Source organism: Chloroflexaceae bacterium (assembly GCA_025057155.1).
Lineage (GTDB): Bacteria > Chloroflexota > Chloroflexia > Chloroflexales > Chloroflexaceae > JACAEO01.
Genome location: JANWYD010000003.1, coordinates 303,233 through 320,976, shown reverse-complemented (window position 1 = coordinate 320,976; position 17,744 = coordinate 303,233). Strand labels below are relative to the sequence as shown.

The window sequence follows — 17,744 nt, the reverse complement described above, 5'->3', positions numbered from 1 at the left end:
GGGCCGCGCTGCTTTTGGAGCACTGGCATCCACGTATTGCTCCATGACTGAGTGTTCGGAGTCGTGCATGTTGCCGCCGCCCAACCCCGGCGTGCAGCGGACTGGCCTGCGGCCTCGGCCAGCCGCTGACGCTGGCCGTTAGCCGCCTTCTCTCTCTTGTGACAAGCATGAGTGCGCAATGAACAGGGAGCACTAACAATGGGCTACATCCAAGACAATCTAATGCCGAACGAGAAGATTCTCTTTACTGCTCGTGTTCATCCTGCGGTATTTCTGCCCTCAGTCTTTTCCTTCATAGCGAGCATTGGTTTCTTTGCCTACGCTCTCAGTACGGGTAGTCAGGGCGATGTAGCATCGGGACTGCTTGCAGGAATTTTGTTGCTAACCACTGTAGGGTTTTTCCTGTATTCGATCCTTCTAGGGATTCAGGCGCTGGTTATCATTCTCACAACGGAATTTGCTGTCACGAACAGGCGTGTGATTGCAAAAAGGGGCTTTATCCGCAGACATACGCTTGAGATATTGTTGCCTAAAGTGGAAAGTATCTCGGTGAATCAGAATTTGCTTGGCAGACTATTGAACTTTGGAACGGTCACGGTTACTGGAACGGGAGGTACCAGAGAAAGTTTTGGAGTGATTGTTGAACCTGTTGAAGTGCGGAAGAGGGTAACCCATATAATCGAGCGTTATATGCAATCCCATGCTCAATCTGAGCAACAAGCAGCTTCTCTGAGAAGCGGCGGCTAACTTGCGCTTCCAGCCGACCGTGCTCCGCTCGTTTCGCTCGCTCCGCACGGTGGCTAAGCTGGGCGCCGTTGGGCGGCGAAGCCCAGGAGCAAAGGCAAATGAAGGATAGCCTGCTCATCCCCAGCTAGCGTGCAAGCGGGTTCCAAAGCAGAGGCGACGGATGATGTTGGGAGTAATACGCGTAGCGTTGCGGACGGCCTCGTAGACGGCGAGGTAACAGGCGAGATAGGCTTTATTGACGCCCTGGAAGCGGCGGAGGAAGGTGCGGAGGGCTGCGTGCGCGCCCTCGCAGGTGTTGCAGTGAACCTCTCGCTTCCCGTCACCGTCGGCGTTTCGAGCCCATTCCCTGGCCGAGTGACAGACCGTGAAGGGCTCCGGCCAGCCCAGGTAGCCGCTCAGCTCGTCGCTGTCGAGCACACTCCCAGGCGGTAGGAGTTGGAGCAACAAACCTTGGCAGGTCGCCTTGTTCGCCGTACCGCAGACGACGACCCGCACCTCCCCAGTCTCTCGACTGATGATCTGGAAGACGGGTGGGCGGTCATTCTCAAACGTTCCGTGCCCCGGTTAGGCGTTCCCACGCCGTCGCGGCGGGTCGAGCGGGTCGAGATGAGCGTCGCCTTTTTTCCCGCGCGTTCTGATAGACCTCATCAGACTCGAAGTGTGCGCCCTGCATCTGGTTCATCGGCGCCGTTTCGTTGGCGTTATCTTGCAGCCAGTGGCGCAAGGTCAGCACCTGGTTGTAAGAGATGCCGAGTTCACGGCTTAACCGCTCGCTCGTTTCGCCTTGTGCCACCCCTCGGAGCAGCAGAATAATCGTCGCTGGGCGTTGTCGAGTTTTCTCAAACGCCGTATCGGTCAGGATGGTGTAGCAGCCGTCGCAGTCGCGGCAGCGATACGCGGGAAAGGCCTGGGGCGCCCGAAACAGCCGCCGATTACTACTCCCGCAGTGCGGGCAACCGAAGCCGCTCGGGTGGAGGTGCCGCTCCAGTCACACCAGGCACGCCGCGTCGTCCATCAGTTCGGTAATTGGGAAGTCGATCACGCTCCTATTCTACTACTACCTGCACGCTAGCTGGGGATGAGCGAGGCAAGAACGCCGAGGCCGTCCAGTGCTACCACCGCGACAAAGGGGTGAGTTTGACGGAAGCGATGGCTGCCATTGAAAAGATCGCCAAAGACATGTAGTGCGCCCGGACGGCAATGGGCGCATTTACAGGGTTGCCGGGAAGCGCACCCGCGCAGGTTGTCGGTCAATGCATTGCGCGTCGCCCGGCGGCGCCCGTCCAACTCTGGCTTGCGCATAAGCAAGGCGTAGCTGGCCGCGCTGTCGCTGCTCTGCGGCTCGGCGCGCCTGAGCAGCCGCCAGGCGGACAGATATCGGTCTAATCCGGCACAGGCGAGCATAGGCGGACGTATGGCGGTCGAACACCGCGTGGCGCCGTGTTAGCCTGCTGCGCAATATGTTGCCAGGCGACAGCCAAGATGACGTAAAGACCTGACAGGTCGGCGCACAGGCCCTCCCTGTGCACGCCGCGTAGTCCAGGCGCTTACCTGTCAGGTCACCAACAGCAGACTGGAAGTCTTCTCAAATAATGATTCAGGATATAAACCGGTATTCGCCCGACAGCCCGGCGGCTAAAGCCGCGAGCTATAGCTGCGCAGCCCGCCTGCGCGGGCTATACCGGATTAATTCTTAATCTTCATAAGAATATCATCGTAGGAGAACAAGACTACAGCCAGGCTGGATGAAGGCCGGATAGTTGACCGAGTAGAATTGATATCGCAAACGCATGCGCAATTATACGCATGGAAGGCGCGGAGTGCACTGCCCTCCGCGCTCCGTTTTTTGCCGCGGTGGCGGATTCGTCCGGGTCTGACTATGAAGCATATCCGCCGTGGGTGAAACTAGGAGCGCAGGGAGCCGGCGGATCTTCGCGTTCCCTGCTACAGCAACTCAGCTACGAACAATCTCTTGCTAACAAAATTGTTAACAAAAAGACTTCTCAAATCAACGATAGTTCTTGTATACTTGGCAACAACGATAACAGCAAGCGATACCGAGCCGTTGCCGTGCCTTAGTGACCGCCACCGCCCACGCGAGCAGTAAACCCGGGGCGTCGGCAATGGCGCTCCACGCGCCTCTCAACCAGAGCTATGGCAGGGAGAGCGTGCCCGCCCTGAAGACCCTTCTTCTCACCCTGTAAGCGCCGCGCAGGCGGCGTGCAGGCATCGAGCCTGTGCTGGCCCTCTGCGAGCAACGACAGGTAAAGTCGGGGTTACGGCGGGATAGCATGGTATCTCTGACACAGGCGAGAACAGACGGACACATAGCCGTCGAAAACTATAGGGAGCCATAGCAGGCGGACGCCTATCCGTCTAACCGGGCGCAAGCGGCAATCAGGCGGACACGTCGCGGTCGAACAGTGCGTGGAGCCATGTTAGACGGACATGTTTCCGCTTAACACGGGACAGACGGGGATAGGTGGACGTAGTCGGTCTGCTTCATGTTAGACAGTGTGAAGAGTTGCACACATCACCGCTGGAGTCACAACACTCGAAAAGGAGCACAAGAAATGAGATCTAGAGATGCCAAGGCGATCTACTCGTTAGCTTCGTCTTTGGCCATCCTTATCATTGTGCTTGCGTTCAGTATTTTACCGTCTTGTACGACCTCGCAAACTACAAGCAGCGAGATTCTGATTGCGCTTAAGCTTGAGGCAATTCCGCTCTTAAGGCGCCCTGAGGAACCAGATCCATTTGACACAGGCATTCCTTCACTAGACTCTCTCAACCGCAAATGGGACGTACATCAAATGATACGCGTGTTCCCTGACGTATCGCCAGATGACGAAGCCGCTGCCCGTTATGGATTGGCTGGCATCTACAAGTTAGTCATTCCGGGGAAAACTGATCTAGCAGAGATGATCCAGGATTACCGATCTGATCCGCACATTGACTATGCGGAACTTAACCAGCCCTATGAAATCAAATAGCGGAATCGTCCTGCACAGTTAGGGAGGGTTTTACGATGCGTCGTCAACTAATAATTATGTGTATTGCTGGACTGTCTCTGCTTTCACTCACCACTGGTATCGGTTCTGACAGCAGAACAAGCATAGCTCCAAGCTTCGCACGAGAGGTAGCGTTTGTTCCCAACGAGATTCTCATTGGGTTGAGGCCGGAGGTGATACAGAATCTGACCGGTCAGAAGATAACGCCGGGTCAGATGGGTATCGCTTCCCTCGACCGTCTAAACCAGAGGCACGCTGTTCAACAAATCTCCCCTGTGTTCACGCAAGTTGACTTGGCCGATCCCATTGCCACACAATATGGATTGGCGGGCGTGTTCAAGTTGACCGTTCCCGCTGGAACGGATATCTTTGCCATGATTAGCGAATACCAGAGGGATCCGGCCATAGCTTACGCTGAACCCAATCTAATCTATGGTATAGCCGACTTTCCCAATGACACAGATTTTAGCAAGCAATGGGGATCGCACAACACTGGGCAGACTGGTGGCACACCTGACGCTGACATAGACGCTCCAGAGGCATGGGACATCGAAAAAGGCAAGCCTGCCGTATTGATTGCCATTGTGGACACAGGGGTAGATTATAATCACCCCGAATTGACTGGTGGGCGAGTGCGTACCGACATTGACAAAGATTTCATCAATAACGACGACGACGCGATGGACGATCATGGTCACGGTACGTACTGTGCGGGTATTGCTGCAGCAAACACCAACAACGCCCGTGGCATTGCAGGCGTCTGCCGAGGCTGTCAGATTCTTCCGGTGAAGGTGCTCAACTCTAGCGGCTCAGGTACTGCCCAAAGCGTGGCTCAAGGCATTCAGTATGCAGGGCAGGCAGGTGCAAGAATTATTAGTATGAGCCTGGGCTATTCTTCCAACTGCGGGTGCTCGCAAACAGTAGCCCGCGCTATCAATTATGCCTTTGAGCGTGGGAGTTTGCTGATTGCTGCCTCAGGTAACAACTCCGATAAGACGCGCCTGAGTTATCCGGCGGCTTCTCCGCGAGTTATGTCCGTTGGAGCCAGTGACCACCGCGACCAAGAAGCTGACTTTTCTAACCGGAGCCAAGCACTGAACATCACGGCGCCCGGCAAAGACGTGTATAGCCTCGACCGCGGCGGAGGGTATCGCTCGGCCAGCGGGACATCAGCAGCAGTGCCGCATGTATCTGGTGTAGCTGGATTGGTATGGTCGGCGCGGCCTACTCTAACTAACGTTCAGGTTTGGTGGATCCTGTATCAGTCAGCCGATGATTTTCCTGGCACGACAACTTTGTTCGAAGACATTCCCCCAACAGCTAGCTCAGAGGGGTTGCAGCCTGCGGGTTTGTCACACAAGGTCTATCTGCCACTTGCGTCAAAGATGCGTACAACGTTTGGACGGCTAAATGCCTATCGTGCACTTCGCTTCTCATTTGTGGGCCAAGTTTCTGCGCCACAAGACAACTGTAGTAGCGAGCCAAACTGTCCGCCAGATTGTGGCGCCGAGATTGTATTGTCTGGAGAACTCGCCGGGTCCAATGACCTACGCCTTCTGCGAGCTTTCAGGGATGAAGTGCTAGCACAGAGCTCAATTGGGCAACACTGGATCACGCTTTACCAGCGCCACCGCCTTGAAACAGCTTTGATCTTAGCGTTTGATGAACAGTTCCGGACACAGACCCGCCTGGCATTGAAGCAATGGTTGCCATTGTTCCAAGCCCTGACCTATCCGGACTTTATTCCCGATCAGCAAGCGATTTTGACCTTCGAGCAAGCCGAAGTGCTGGAAAGCGTTATTACCGGACTGGCAGATCGAGGGAGCTCTCAACTACGCTCTGATTTAGCAGAGGTACAGGAAACGCTTCGGGTAAGAGGGTTTATAGGATGGGATGTTCGTGATGCCTGGCGCGAACTAAATGAGCGCGAGTAATCAGCTCTGTCAGAGCAAAACACGGCCTAAGCTGGCATGAATCTGACCACGCTCCTCTGCGCTCGAAAACAGTGGCGTTTTTGCTGTTGCAGTTAATCTGGTGGTGGGCAGGTATTGCATTGGTCGGCGCGGCGGCTTATACTCGCCGTTAGCCAGTGTCAAACTTACGCTCAATGAAGGAAGAGCATGCCTATAGACATCATCCAGAGCATGATTCCCACACTACCATCCCTGCTCTGATTTATGCTTGTTGTCAGCATCCTTCTGTCCTTTAGAACAACGATACGAGAGCTTACCTCCGTGCTAATGTGGCGCATTAAGACCGGTGCAGGTGTCAAGATCGCCTCTTTCGAACTGGGCGCAACCTACATCTCTCCTGATCCGTCTATCACTTCGGACACTCCACTAGTAGATGTTCGAAAAGATGAACAACGAATACGATACCAAGAAAGAGGAAAATACTACCTGCCCGGTCTCCTTATGCTCTGCCGACTCCTTGGGTACAAGGTTTTCTAATAATTGGCAGTAGAATCTTGTTAAGATTTCGGTGTTCTTTCAATCCTTGTAATGTACGGCTTTACATTCATCTTGCTGTCAACTGCCACCTTAATTTAAATCACGAAGTCAGAAGGCTGCAACATATCATTAGTAATGGAGGAACTATGACTTTCGAGCTTCTGGGAGTCTATCTTACTCCAGCCGAACAGGAAGCAACGGTTCGGACATACCACTGTACGACTCTATCATCGAGATTACTACAGCTAAAAGCCGAAGGCTACCTTACTATTACGAACAAACGCGCTGTATTTTATGCGTTCGGCAATTCATATACTGGAAAAAGCGTATTACAGAGTGAGGTGCCAATAGCTGATATTTCAGGTATAAATTGTTACAAGGGCACGTATTTTAGCCTGAAGCATTTATTCGCAGCAATATTTCTTTCGTTTGTTCTAGGTATACTTATCACCTTTATAGTTAGCCCAATTGTCTTGTTCATGTGGTCTCGCTCTCAAGACTTCGGAAATCTCTCAGGTGTGGGCCAGAGTTTGGGTGCGCTACCAATCGTCTTCTGGATTCTAGCACTGATAGCTCTTGGAGGCTCGTTCTTCATCCCGCGCAAAAAAATCTGGCGCTCAGTCTTGGCGTCTACCGGTACGATGATAGTTGGCCTGAACTTCATTGGCGGCTCAATTGGCAGGGCAATTAGCGGAGGGGAAAATGGCGATCAATTGGGCTTTATATTGGTGCTCATTGCAGCTATTTACTCTTTTGTGTGTTTCTTCTTGTATGCACGGCGTGAGACTATGTCGCTTGCGATAGGATCCAAAGGCGGGTCCAACACCCCAATTGCGATCTCCGGTATTTCCGGCTTCGGCCTCTACAACACAGCCGCCCTCCGTGCCCTCAGTGCCGAACCGGCGCCAGACGCTGAGGCAATGATCAAAGAACTGGGAGCAATGATCACCGATATTCAGACCCTAGGCGATATCGGAATTCGCAAGTGGCAAGTGCTGCCCAAAGCATCTATCACTTCGACGCTCCCGCAACCAGCAGAGGGGGTGTGAATTTATGCAGCCCGAGAGCCTGATTTTTAAGTTGAGTGATTCCGGCGAGCACGTCGTACGCACTTATGAGTGTACACAGTTGAAGCGCTGGTTCAGTACGCCGACAAAGGGTTACTTGACGGTGACTAACAAGCGGATTGTTTTCCACAGCAGCGGAGCGTCGCTGACCGGAAAGAGTCTGATGATTAGCGAACTGCCGATTGACGACGTTGCGAGCCTGAGCGTTTATTACGGTCAATCAATTAGCTTGCCACGCATCGTTCTCTTCTCGCTGATCGGGCTTGTGGTGACGAATGTCGTCTTCGGTTGGTTGCCATCATTCCTGGTGCACCATGCCACGGCCATCGTGCTCATGTTGCCTTTCGGCATCCTATGGCTGCTCAGTAATGACAGCATAAGCGCTGAGCTTCGTGGAAAGGTTTTGGACTCGCTCGACAATCTGGCTCAAGGTAGACTCAAGGTTGCTCGCGACGTGAAGAAGTACCTGCCATACGCAAGACCCCTGTTCTATCTAGGCCTGATCATGCTTGGCTACCTATCGAACTGGCTTGCGCTGTTGACCATTCTCGCCTTTGTCATCCTCAGCGTGTTTAGCGGTACCCAGCGCACCTTCAGCCTGCTGATTGGCTCAAAGACGATGAAAGATGCAGGAATCTTTATTCCGGGCGATACGCTCAACTTACTGTCCTTCCGGGATACTACAGCCCTCGAAACCCTTGAAGCAAAGCCGGCTGCCGACGCCGATCAGGTAATTCGCGACCTCGGCGCAATGGTTATGGATATTCAGCAACTCGGTGACATCGGGGTTCAGAAATGGCAAGCTTGAGGTGCCGAAGATGTAATAAGGGATTCGCTCGTGCGGAGGTGAAACCAGTATGCTAACTATTGACAAAGTAAGGGCTAAAGAGGTCCTTGTCACGGAATTGAATTACCATCCCGTGAGTGCAGAGTGCTTTCTTCAAAACTACCCCCCAATTCACGAGGAATTGGGAAAAGTTGTTGAAAGTTGGCTTGAAGACCGGACGATCCCTGACTTCTCCGTAAACGGTCTATCAATTCGCGAGATTATGCAAGTCCAAAGTTGCAATTTCCTCGTAGCTGTTAAATACCTCAATCAGTTGCTCGATCCTGAATTGGCTCCTGCAGAGCGTGAGCGACTCGTTGCTATGCTGCGCAGACCATTTCCTCTTCGTTGAAAGGGGCAGTAATGACGGTAATGACGGTCCCCATTGTGCAGCAGTTGCGCCTAGAAAATTGGCGAAATTTATCTGCTTCTCAGCGGCTGGATGCGCTCCAAACAATGCAGCGTGCTTTGGCGTTGCAGGAAGGACGAGAGGCGTGCAGGGTAGATGTACTGAGCCGATGTGAGGGATTGTCACCAAAAGATCGGGAGAGAACATACGGACTCTACATTCACGAAAACAATACCATTTATATCAATGATGCCCTCATCGATCCTGCGCAGCCCCATCGTTTCAGCTATGTCGATGGAACATCAGTTGACCCAAATACGCCCTACATGGCAACGGAGACTCTTTTCCACGAGTCTCGACACGCATATCAATTTCATGTGGCGACAAGCCCTGACACGATTGAAGATGCACAGCGGGTACGAGATTGGCGGATGAGCCTGTCTGGTGGATATCTTACGGTTAAGCAGTTTGACTATCCCTTCTATCGCTGGCAACCTATGGAAGCGGATGCAAATGATGTAGCGCGACAGCGCACTGAAGAGTTATTTGCCAATCAGTTCCAAGATAAGTCCTTCGCCTACGAGCATCATCGCAATCAGATGGAAGCCGAAATGGCAAACGATATTGAATTGGGGAAGCGCTACGTAGCCGAACCACCCGGCGCAGAGAACTATCGCGAGCGGGCTCGCGAAGTTATGATTAATCACTATAACGGCATGCAGAGGTACAGACAGCAGGAGGGGCAATCCCAAGAAGCGCTTCAAACAGGAAGTTTCGTGGAACAAGGCACGACTTTGACCGCAGATGCAATGAATGATAGCGCTGAATATAAGATGGCGAGTGAAATAGGGGGGCAAACAGCAGAGTTTAGCAAGACTGCCGGTAAGGAGACGAGTGGTATTTCTAGCCAGCAATCTGAAGAGGGTGCTCAGGAAGCCGCAAGCGAGGCCCCCGCAACTTCGCCAACATCGCAAGATGCAACACCAAAAGCCGAGGGTGCTCAGGAAGCCGCAAGCGAGGCCCCCGCAACAGCAGCGAAGGAGCAGGGTAAGGATCAAGACTACGGCTACGGGTATGGCCACTGAGCGAGCTGCAAAGGAGGACAGGGATGGCTGAACAAAGAGGTTTTGTGCCCCCGGAAGCTGGCAAAAAGCTAAGCCATAAGGATAGGGTAGAGACTCAACTGTATCGCGAAGCCAGCTTGGAAAACGAGCATCGCGTGTGCCCGAATCCGGAACGGGATATACGAGTCCCCGGTACCTCGGCAACGCAGACGCCGTTCATCACACAGGGAGGGGTGCAGGCCACAGCGGACTCCGGGCAAACTACAGGCCAAGGTCAAGTTCAGGGGAATATCGCCGGCCCAAGGGATGCTCCTGCTGAAACTGCCAATCAGCAGCCGGCAGAGCCGGTCGTGTTGACCGATGAGCAGATCCGGCAAATCGAGCAACAGGATGAACAGAAGCTTGCCGAGCTGAGAGAAGAACTACGCAAGATGAAAGGAACCGATATATCGGCCGGTCAACAGTCGGCCCAGCTTGACTCGGGAGCGCGGCAAGCAAACGCTGCTGAAACTGCTCCGGATCAAGGTGAGGAGTACGACCTTTCCCCTGGGATAGGCTGGTAACTTACCATAATACTATGAAAAATATCGAGGTCTTTGAAGGTCACGAACTCAGGCGGGCGCCACCCGTTCTCCGTGGCGCTGGCGCCCGCTGCTGCTTGCTCGGTGTTGACGCGGCAGGCCAGGATGTGACTGTGCCTTTATACGATAACCAGCTCAGCCGGCACTTGCTCTTCCTGGGTGGCATCGGCACGGGGAAGACTAATGGAATCTTTCAACTCATCGCCCAATTGCGCCGGGGCATGACTGACCAAGATGTCATGCTTATCTTCGACACCAAGGGAGACTTCCACCAGGAGTTCTACCGTCAGGGGGATATAGTTATTAGCAATGACACCAAGGCAACAGGGCCGACCGGACCTGACTATTGGAACATCTTTCACGAGGTTGGTCAGGGCGAGGCAGTTGAAGCTAATATCATCGAAATTGCGCGTACGCTGTTCTTCGAGAAAACGCAACGATCAAACCAGCCCTTTTTCCCGAATGCCGCTCGCGATTTGTTTACCGCCATCCTGCTTCACTTCGCACGGTCCAACAACCGCGAAGGCATGAATAATGCGCTCCTGCGCGGCTTTCTTGATCAATCACCTTCCGCTGATCTTCGCGCAATGCTTCAGTCACATGATGATCTGAAGGCGATCGTTAGCTACATTGCAGATGATCGCTCGCCACAAACTCAAGGTGTGATCTCGGAACTCCAGCAAACGGTGCGTGAGATCTTTATCGGAAATTTCCGCAAACCAGGAAAACTTTCTGTGCGCGACGCCATCCGTCAGAAGGGCGGTCGAGCAATCTTTGTTGAATATGATCTTGGTATTGGGAATATGCTGACTCCCATCTACCGGCTTCTGCTTGATCTGGCCATCAAAGAGGCGCTCTGTCGAGAGAAGAGCGAAGGGAATGTCTGGTTCATCATTGATGAATTTCGTCTGGTGCCAAATCTACAGCATGTTGATGATGGCGTGAACTTTGGTCGCAGTTTGGGGGCAAAGTTTATTATTGGTGTGCAAAATGTAGAGCAGGTCTTCCATGCCTACGGCGAGGCGCTGGCACGCAGTATCCTCTCCGGCTTTATGACCACAGTTGCTTTTCGAGTCAACGACACAGCCACAAGGGAATATATCCAAGGCCTGTTCGGCAAGAATCGCAAACGCGAGAGCTATTTGTCCAAGGTGCAGTCGCGTGGCCTGGTAGAACAGGTGCGTGAGGCCAATGTAATCGAGGACTGGGATATTACCAGCTTGCCGCTCGGCCGGGCGATAGTTGGGCTGTCGGGGCAAGAACCGTTTTTATTCCAATTCAAGGTTTATAAGTAGGTTATTCAGACGGCTCATCTGTAGCTAGCAGGCCAGGCAGTCCTTATGAACGCCACCGAAGCGGCGCAAGAAGGTGCGCAGTGCGACGCTCGAACCGTCATACGTATGGCATTCTCGATGAAGTGGATCTGAGTGAACCTCTAGCCAGTCAATCAATGGCTTTGGGCTCAACCGGCGCTTGCAGTTGATGCCGCTTCGCGGCCCGAGATCGCGGCCATTTTGAAAGTGAATTTCGGCTTGACAATGATACCGATTTAGAGGCGCGGCGCACCTGAAGCGCAACACGTTGAGCGACACTTCTGATCCCGTCTCTTGAACTGTAGTACAATACAACCGTTAAGAATACGACTGACTACTATCGCCAAATGAGGACGGTGCGATGGCGGAGCTAACCGCACATCGCTATATCGATACGGATGCTCGCATCTTAAGCGGTGAGCCGATTATCTTTGGCACGCGGACGCCGATCCGCGCAATTGTCGAACTGTGGAGGCAAGGGGTTTCCCCTGAGAGCATTCCTGGCCGCTTACCCCACCTCACCCTTGCCCAGGTCCTTAATGCCCTTGGCTACTACAGCCTACTGGCCTACGCGGTCGGCCGGCAGAAAACGTTATTCACCCATAACTGCGCCGACTTTGAAGCCCTGGCACAGACCTATTTCACGGAAGAGGACTGCTATAGCGGTCCTACGCCATTTCTCAACAGCGGCTGTACGTAAGGACGCAGCGCGCTGCGTCCCGACGGGTACGTCTGCCAATCCGGGCTTCACAACCTGAAGAAGTCCTTGCCGTTCGGCACGTGAGACTTACATCATGCGAGTTTTCGAGATAGGGCAGAACGGCAAATTTCGGGAGTACGTTCGGAGGCCCTTTCACGCCCAGCACCAGGAGGCCATCCTGGAAGATTGGCTCGCCGAGAACCCCGACGGGATTGTCGAGGACGGCAGACTTCTCATCATCGGCCGTCAGGTCAGTACACACCTCGGGACCACCATTGACCTTCTGGCTCTGGATCGGCCTGGGAACGTCGTGGTGGTGGAGTTGAAAAGAGACCGGACACCGCGGGACACGCTTGCTCAGGCCCTGGAATATGCATCCTGTGCGGCGCAGTTCAACACAGACGAACTTGAGGGGATATTGCAGTCATACTTCAATGATGAGTCCTTGAGCCTTGCCGAGTACCATCGGGAGTATTTCGAACTGGCCCCAGATGAGGCGGTGGCCTTCAACAAAGATCAGCGGATCGTCATTGTTGGTCAACAAGTCACCAGTGAGATTCGCCAGACGGCATCGTTTCTGAGATCCAAGGGCTTGCGCGTGACATGTGTCGAATTCTCCTTCTTTCAATCCACCAGCGGCACGCAGCTACTCACGCAGGAGATCGTGGTCGGTCAAGAGCCGACCAAACCCGATCGCGTGGCATCCGGCTCGTTGCCCGTAGTCGGACCGGAGGAATTCATGCACTCATTGGACGAGCATGGCAAACTGGTTTTCAAGAAGATATTCGATTTCGCCCAAGAACGGGCCATGCCAATCCACTGGGGCACAAAAGGCTTCTCGCTCAACGTGGACGTCAACGGACATCACGTGGCAGTCTGCTTTGGCTACCCGCCCGGGTCTGTATACAGGCAGTCCATCTACACGGCTCTCAGGCGCGTGGGAGGTATGTCAGCCAAGGCAGCAGTGCCGGAGGATATCGTGAAGTCTCTCTGGAGTGAAGCCGAGCGTACCGGTCTCTTCCGACCGGCGGGACGTGAACTCAAGTGTCCCATCACCCGCCAACTATCAGATGAAGAGATCTCTGACCTGCTGGCCTGGTGTGAGAAGACAGCTGCAACCATCAGGGAACACGGGCTCAGAGAATAGGCAGGCCGAACAAGGCGCTTCACCGGACGCCTCATGGTATTCTGAATAAAGTTTTCGAGTGTGATAACTTACAAGCACTCATTGACACTGGAAATCGACTCTTTGAGATTTTGCCAACTCCAGGCGCAAAGGTAGAGGTTTCTGACAATTCGCCCCTTAACACGAGCCATGATTGACGGCAACAGCAACGGGCCCGACCCGCGCTTCCAGCCGACGTTGCTCCGCTGCGCTCCGCAACGCGGCTGAACGCGACCGTTGGACAGGCAGAGCAAATATCCAACGCCATCACATCGAGGGTCATAGGCCCGGCGTATGTTTTGCAAATCCTCGCCAGGAGGCAACCATGAATGAATTCGCCCGAGGACGCCTGGAACAACTGGAAGACAAGGTCAGGCAATTGGAGCGGAAGTTGGATCTGGCGCTTAAGCAACTCAAGATCGACGTCCCCGATGCAGCCCTGGCCAGGGTGCAGGAACTGATCCGGCAAGGCAAGAACGCCGAGGCCGTCCAGTGCTGGCTCATTTGGCACATTGTGACGTGAAATGCAGGATCCTGTTGGTGTATTGCGAGACCTGACCAACCTTGCTGAGTTGAGAGCAAAGCGCGTTCGGAGAGCCGAGAAATGGCTGGAAAAACATATAGAAGGCGACTGGCGTCTTTATTATAGAGAAACATCAGGTGCTTATATCTCACAAGAACACCCAGGAGGCAGATATAGATTGGCTGAGACGCCAATAGCGAGGTAAGAGCGAGGAATGAGCGCCCGAGCAATCCCAGGATGTTGAACGCGGTCAGGCCGCCTAATACGCGCTTCCACCTGACGCCGCTCCGCTACGCTTCGCGGCGCAGGTGAAACGCTAGCCGTAAGCCAGCCCTACTGGTGCTGACAATCCCAGCAACAAAAAGGGCTGGAAATCTCCAGGACTTATGACAGTTCATTAGACGCAACTAACGGAGTTGCTTTGATAAAACCACAGGGACATCGAAATCAAATGTGAATGGCCCGATCATTCTCCCGACAGGTACAGGCGTTAGCACTATCGCTGTTTCTGTGGTATCCGCTGTAGGCGCAGCATTTGAAGGCAACGCGAGTTCTTGTGCATATACCTTAAACTGCACAATGAGCGTGCGAGATGCTGATATATTGTTGAAAATCGCAACATAAGCGCCTTCACCTGCTGGCAGGTTTACTTGTAAAATATCAGATTGGCCCGTGATCCCGTAACCACCTTGCCGCGGCAACGTGACATCTCCCTTCTCCGTTAACGTCTCCTGGTACGGATCAAAGCGTTTCCCATCGGAAGAGCGAATAGTATATCCGATTAGTGCCCGGTCGGCGTCGGCGTAAGCCCATTCTACTGTAACAGTGACGTTCTCAATCGTTTGACTCAGATTAAGCGAGCGCCTTAGATTTAAATCAATATGTTGCAATCGCTCATCCTTTTCAAACAGGCGATTGAGCCAGGGTTCGGCAGCATAGACGGTTATGCTGAAGACAAACAGAATTGTAACGACAAAGCCCAGCCACGCTAATCGAGTAGCAGGAAGTAACCGCGCCCGTTGCATGGGCTGTGGCTGAGCAGTTAGACGTTCCCGAAGCATAGGCCACACGTCGCGATTCGATGGCACAGCCTGCATGGCAATCTCGTGCAGTATTTGTCGCAGTTCCTGTTTCTTCATGGTTCAATCTCCTTCTTTATGTTGGTTGCACGCACCGATAAGCCATAGGTGACTTAGCCAGGCACGTAATTGTTCACGAGCCGTATGCAATCGCCACTTGAGAGTGCCAAGGGGAACTCCAGAATGGGCAGCGATGTCTTTCTCACTCATATCCAGGTAGTAGCGTTGAATAATTACAGCCCGTTGCATCGGTGAAAGTCTACCTAAAGCCACCCAAACAGTACGGTGTATGTCATGTTGCTCCACTATGACTTCAGGATCAGATTTCAAGTCGGCCAGCAGCTCATCAATAGCAGTCTCTGCATTGGCACTCACAGCATCCAAATGGATATGCCGTTCTCGCTGCGTAGCAATGCGCTTAGCGATGTTTATCACAATGCGGAAAAACCATGGTCCGAAGGGACGCTTCGCATCATATTGATTAATCCGCTCATATGCCCGCAAGAAAGCATCTTGAACGACATCCTCGGCTAGATCATAATCTTGGACGATCAGATAGGCGGTTCGTAGTGCTTTCACCTGATATTTTTTCACTAGAGACTCTAAACCGCTGAGATCGCCTTGTTTCAAGCGTGAGATTGCTTCGGAATCTTGCATGGTTCTCTTTTCTGGATTGGCTTGTCAAAAGTGTACTCTCTACTTATGATATACTTGAAGGCATAAAAAGGTTGGTTCCAGAGCAGCCCAATACGCGCTTCCATCTGACACCGCTCCGCACCGCGGCTGAACGCGACTGCCAGCTCGCCAGACGACTGAACCTACCCCCATGGACCATTTCATCACCGTGCTCCATCGCCCGCAGGACCCGCGGAACATCGGCGCGGTGGTGCGGGCATTGAAGAACATGGGCTTCCGGCGCCTGCGTCTGGTGCAGCCGCCGCCCTTCGCCCCGGGGGACCTCACCGCGGTCGCCCACCGCAGCGAGGACCTGGTGGCCGGCATCGAGGTCTACGCCGATCTCGACGCTGCCCTGGCCGACGCGCGGTTCGTTGTGGGCACGAGCGAGCGGGCGCACCCCGAACGCCCGATGCGCGCCGATGTGCGCGCCTTTGCCGCGGAACTGGTCGCCCGCGCGGCGAGCGCCGGTCCGGTGGCGTTGCTCTTCGGCCCTGAGGATCACGGTCTCGACAATGCCGCCTTCGACCGCTGCCACGCCGTGCTCACCCTCCCCGCCGACCCCGCCTATCCCTCGCTGAACCTGGCCCAGGCCGTGCTGCTGACCCTCTACGAGGTGCGTATGGCGGCGGCAGGGCCGTTGCCCCCGCCGCCGCCGCGCTCGCCCGCCACCGCCGTCGAACTGACCGCTGCCTTCGAGGCCCTCGCCGCCGCCGTTGAGGCCGTCGGCTTCATCAAATCCGGCGATGGGGCCGCGGTGCTGCGGCGCCTGCGCGCCCTGATCACCCGCGCCGAGCCCGACAGCCGCGAGGCGGCCCTGCTGGCCGCCTTTGCGCGCGAGGTCGTCTATGCCCTCCGCCGGCACGGGGAGCAAGAGGGCCGTTCGTAGCCCAAGCCTCCGGCTTGCGCTGCAGGGTGATACCGCTGTTCAGGCAACATGCGCTACAATAAGGGGCGTCGAAACCGCCATCGCCTTACCTCAAGGAGGGTCAACGATGACCGAGCGAGTTGCCATTGTTACCGGCGCTGCCAGTGGGATTGGCCGCGCCGTGGCCCGGAGGATGGCCGGGGCCGGCTATCAGGTTGCCGTGGTTGACCTGCCGAACAGCGAGGGGCAGCAGGTGGCCGAGAGTATTGGCGGGCTGTTCATCGGCGCCGACCTCGCCCGGCGCGAGGATTGTCGCCGGACGGTTGATGAGACCCTGGCCCGCTTCGGGCGCGTGGATGTGCTGGTCAACAACGCCGGCTACCAGCATATCGCCCCCATCGAGGAGTTTCCCGAGGACCGCTGGGAACATATGCTCGCGGTGATGCTCACAGCGCCCTTTTTGCTCACGCGCTATGTCTGGCCGGGGATGAAGGAGCGGGGCTGGGGCCGCATCATCAACATCGGTTCGCTCCACAGCCTGTTCGCCTCGCCGTTCAAGAGCGCCTATATCTCGGCCAAGCATGGTCTGCTGGGCCTCACCCGCACGGCGGCCCTCGAAGGCGGGCCGTATGGCATCACTGTCAACCTGATCGCCCCCGCCTACGTGCGCACCCCCCTGGTCGAAAAGCAGATCGCCGACCAGGCCCGCACCCGCGGCATTCGCGAGGACGAGGTCATCGAGAAGGTGATGCTGGCACCTACCGCCATCAAGCGCCTGATCGAACCGGAGGAAGTGGCCGAACTGGCGCTCTACCTCTGCTCCGATGCCGCGTCGGGCATGACCGGCTCGGTCTATGAGATCGCCCTGGGGTGGACCGCGTCGTGATGCTATTTTGGATTTGGGATTTTGGATTTTGGATTGCTGTATATGGCGTCCCGGAGAGACAGCGCGTGAATCCGGCGTACCGCCCTGGTCCTTGCGACGGCATCACCCGCTGCGGGCTGAAGCACTCGCTCAGGACTTGGAAGCCCCTGCGGGGCTTTCAGGAATTCAGCAAGGGTTTAGCCCGCAGCATTCGGCGATGCCGGATGTAATTTTTGACAATCATAAGTAGTCTGTAAACAACGTTTTTCGCTAAACCCCTCCCCCGCTGGCGGAGGGGGTCCGGCTCCTCCCCCCAGCGGGGGGAGGTTGGGAGGGGGGCGAAAACGCCAGGAAACTTGCTTTACAGACGAATAAAAGGACACCTCCACACAAGAAGAAACCACGTAATAACGACTTTAGTCGTTCCGCCATACATCATGCCATACCCGCACAGGGCCGCG

The 17,744-nt window shown here is 54.7% G+C and carries 15 protein-coding genes and 1 pseudogene; 14 read left to right on the top strand and 2 right to left on the bottom strand.

Annotated elements, in window-relative coordinates; genetic code table 11:
• The first annotated feature begins 198 nt into the window (after positions 1-198).
• From NZU74_03970 to NZU74_03915, 12 genes and pseudogenes are all read left to right on the top strand, one after another.
• Positions 199-747: a PH domain-containing protein gene (locus NZU74_03970; GenBank protein ID MCS6880467.1), complete on the top strand. Its 549-nt coding sequence runs from the start codon at positions 199-201 to the stop codon at positions 745-747.
• Between the two features lie 2,573 nt (positions 748-3,320).
• Positions 3,321-3,740, top strand: coding sequence for a hypothetical protein (locus NZU74_03965; protein ID MCS6880466.1), 420 nt, complete (start codon positions 3,321-3,323; stop codon positions 3,738-3,740).
• A 191-nt stretch (positions 3,741-3,931) separates the two neighbouring features.
• Entirely contained in the window at positions 3,932-5,692 is a 1,761-nt protein-coding gene (locus tag NZU74_03960; protein ID MCS6880465.1) for a S8 family peptidase, read from the top strand.
• 662 nt (positions 5,693-6,354) lie between these two features.
• Positions 6,355-7,257, top strand: a complete 903-nt coding sequence (locus tag NZU74_03955; protein MCS6880464.1) for a hypothetical protein — start codon at positions 6,355-6,357, stop codon at positions 7,255-7,257.
• Positions 7,258-7,261: 4 nt separating this feature from the next.
• Positions 7,262-8,083, top strand: a complete 822-nt coding sequence (locus NZU74_03950) for a hypothetical protein (protein ID MCS6880463.1) — start codon at positions 7,262-7,264, stop codon at positions 8,081-8,083.
• A 49-nt stretch (positions 8,084-8,132) separates the two neighbouring features.
• Entirely contained in the window at positions 8,133-8,453 is a 321-nt protein-coding gene (locus NZU74_03945) for a hypothetical protein (GenBank protein ID MCS6880462.1), read from the top strand.
• An 11-nt stretch (positions 8,454-8,464) separates the two neighbouring features.
• Positions 8,465-9,535 (top strand): hypothetical protein, encoded by a 1,071-nt coding sequence (locus NZU74_03940; GenBank protein MCS6880461.1) that lies wholly within the window; start codon positions 8,465-8,467, stop codon positions 9,533-9,535.
• Between the two features lie 23 nt (positions 9,536-9,558).
• Positions 9,559-10,077, top strand: a complete 519-nt coding sequence (locus NZU74_03935; GenBank protein ID MCS6880460.1) for a hypothetical protein — start codon at positions 9,559-9,561, stop codon at positions 10,075-10,077.
• A 14-nt stretch (positions 10,078-10,091) separates the two neighbouring features.
• The gene (locus NZU74_03930) at positions 10,092-11,390 is read left to right on the top strand and encodes a type IV secretion system DNA-binding domain-containing protein (GenBank protein ID MCS6880459.1); all 1,299 of its coding nucleotides are present in this window, start codon (positions 10,092-10,094) and stop codon (positions 11,388-11,390) included.
• A 379-nt stretch (positions 11,391-11,769) separates the two neighbouring features.
• Positions 11,770-12,108, top strand: coding sequence for a DUF433 domain-containing protein (locus NZU74_03925; GenBank protein ID MCS6880458.1), 339 nt, complete (start codon positions 11,770-11,772; stop codon positions 12,106-12,108).
• 85 nt (positions 12,109-12,193) lie between these two features.
• Positions 12,194-13,255 (top strand): annotated as a pseudogene (locus NZU74_03920) (endonuclease NucS).
• A gap of 343 nt (positions 13,256-13,598) precedes the next feature.
• Positions 13,599-13,796 (top strand): hypothetical protein, encoded by a 198-nt coding sequence (locus NZU74_03915; protein ID MCS6880457.1) that lies wholly within the window; start codon positions 13,599-13,601, stop codon positions 13,794-13,796.
• Between the two features lie 407 nt (positions 13,797-14,203).
• Here NZU74_03915 and NZU74_03910 read toward each other — a convergent pair whose 3' ends face one another.
• The gene (locus tag NZU74_03910; protein ID MCS6880456.1) at positions 14,204-14,935 is read right to left on the bottom strand and encodes a DUF4179 domain-containing protein; all 732 of its coding nucleotides are present in this window, start codon (positions 14,933-14,935) and stop codon (positions 14,204-14,206) included.
• A 3-nt stretch (positions 14,936-14,938) separates the two neighbouring features.
• Complete coding sequence (locus NZU74_03905) at positions 14,939-15,532, bottom strand: sigma-70 family RNA polymerase sigma factor (protein ID MCS6880455.1); 594 nt, start codon at positions 15,530-15,532, stop codon at positions 14,939-14,941.
• A 169-nt stretch (positions 15,533-15,701) separates the two neighbouring features.
• Here NZU74_03905 and NZU74_03900 point away from each other — a divergent pair, with 169 nt between their 5' ends.
• Positions 15,702-16,439: an RNA methyltransferase gene (locus NZU74_03900; protein ID MCS6880454.1), complete on the top strand. Its 738-nt coding sequence runs from the start codon at positions 15,702-15,704 to the stop codon at positions 16,437-16,439.
• A gap of 106 nt (positions 16,440-16,545) precedes the next feature.
• Positions 16,546-17,304, top strand: a complete 759-nt coding sequence (locus NZU74_03895; GenBank protein MCS6880453.1) for a 3-hydroxybutyrate dehydrogenase — start codon at positions 16,546-16,548, stop codon at positions 17,302-17,304.
• The last annotated feature ends 440 nt before the right edge of the window (positions 17,305-17,744 follow it).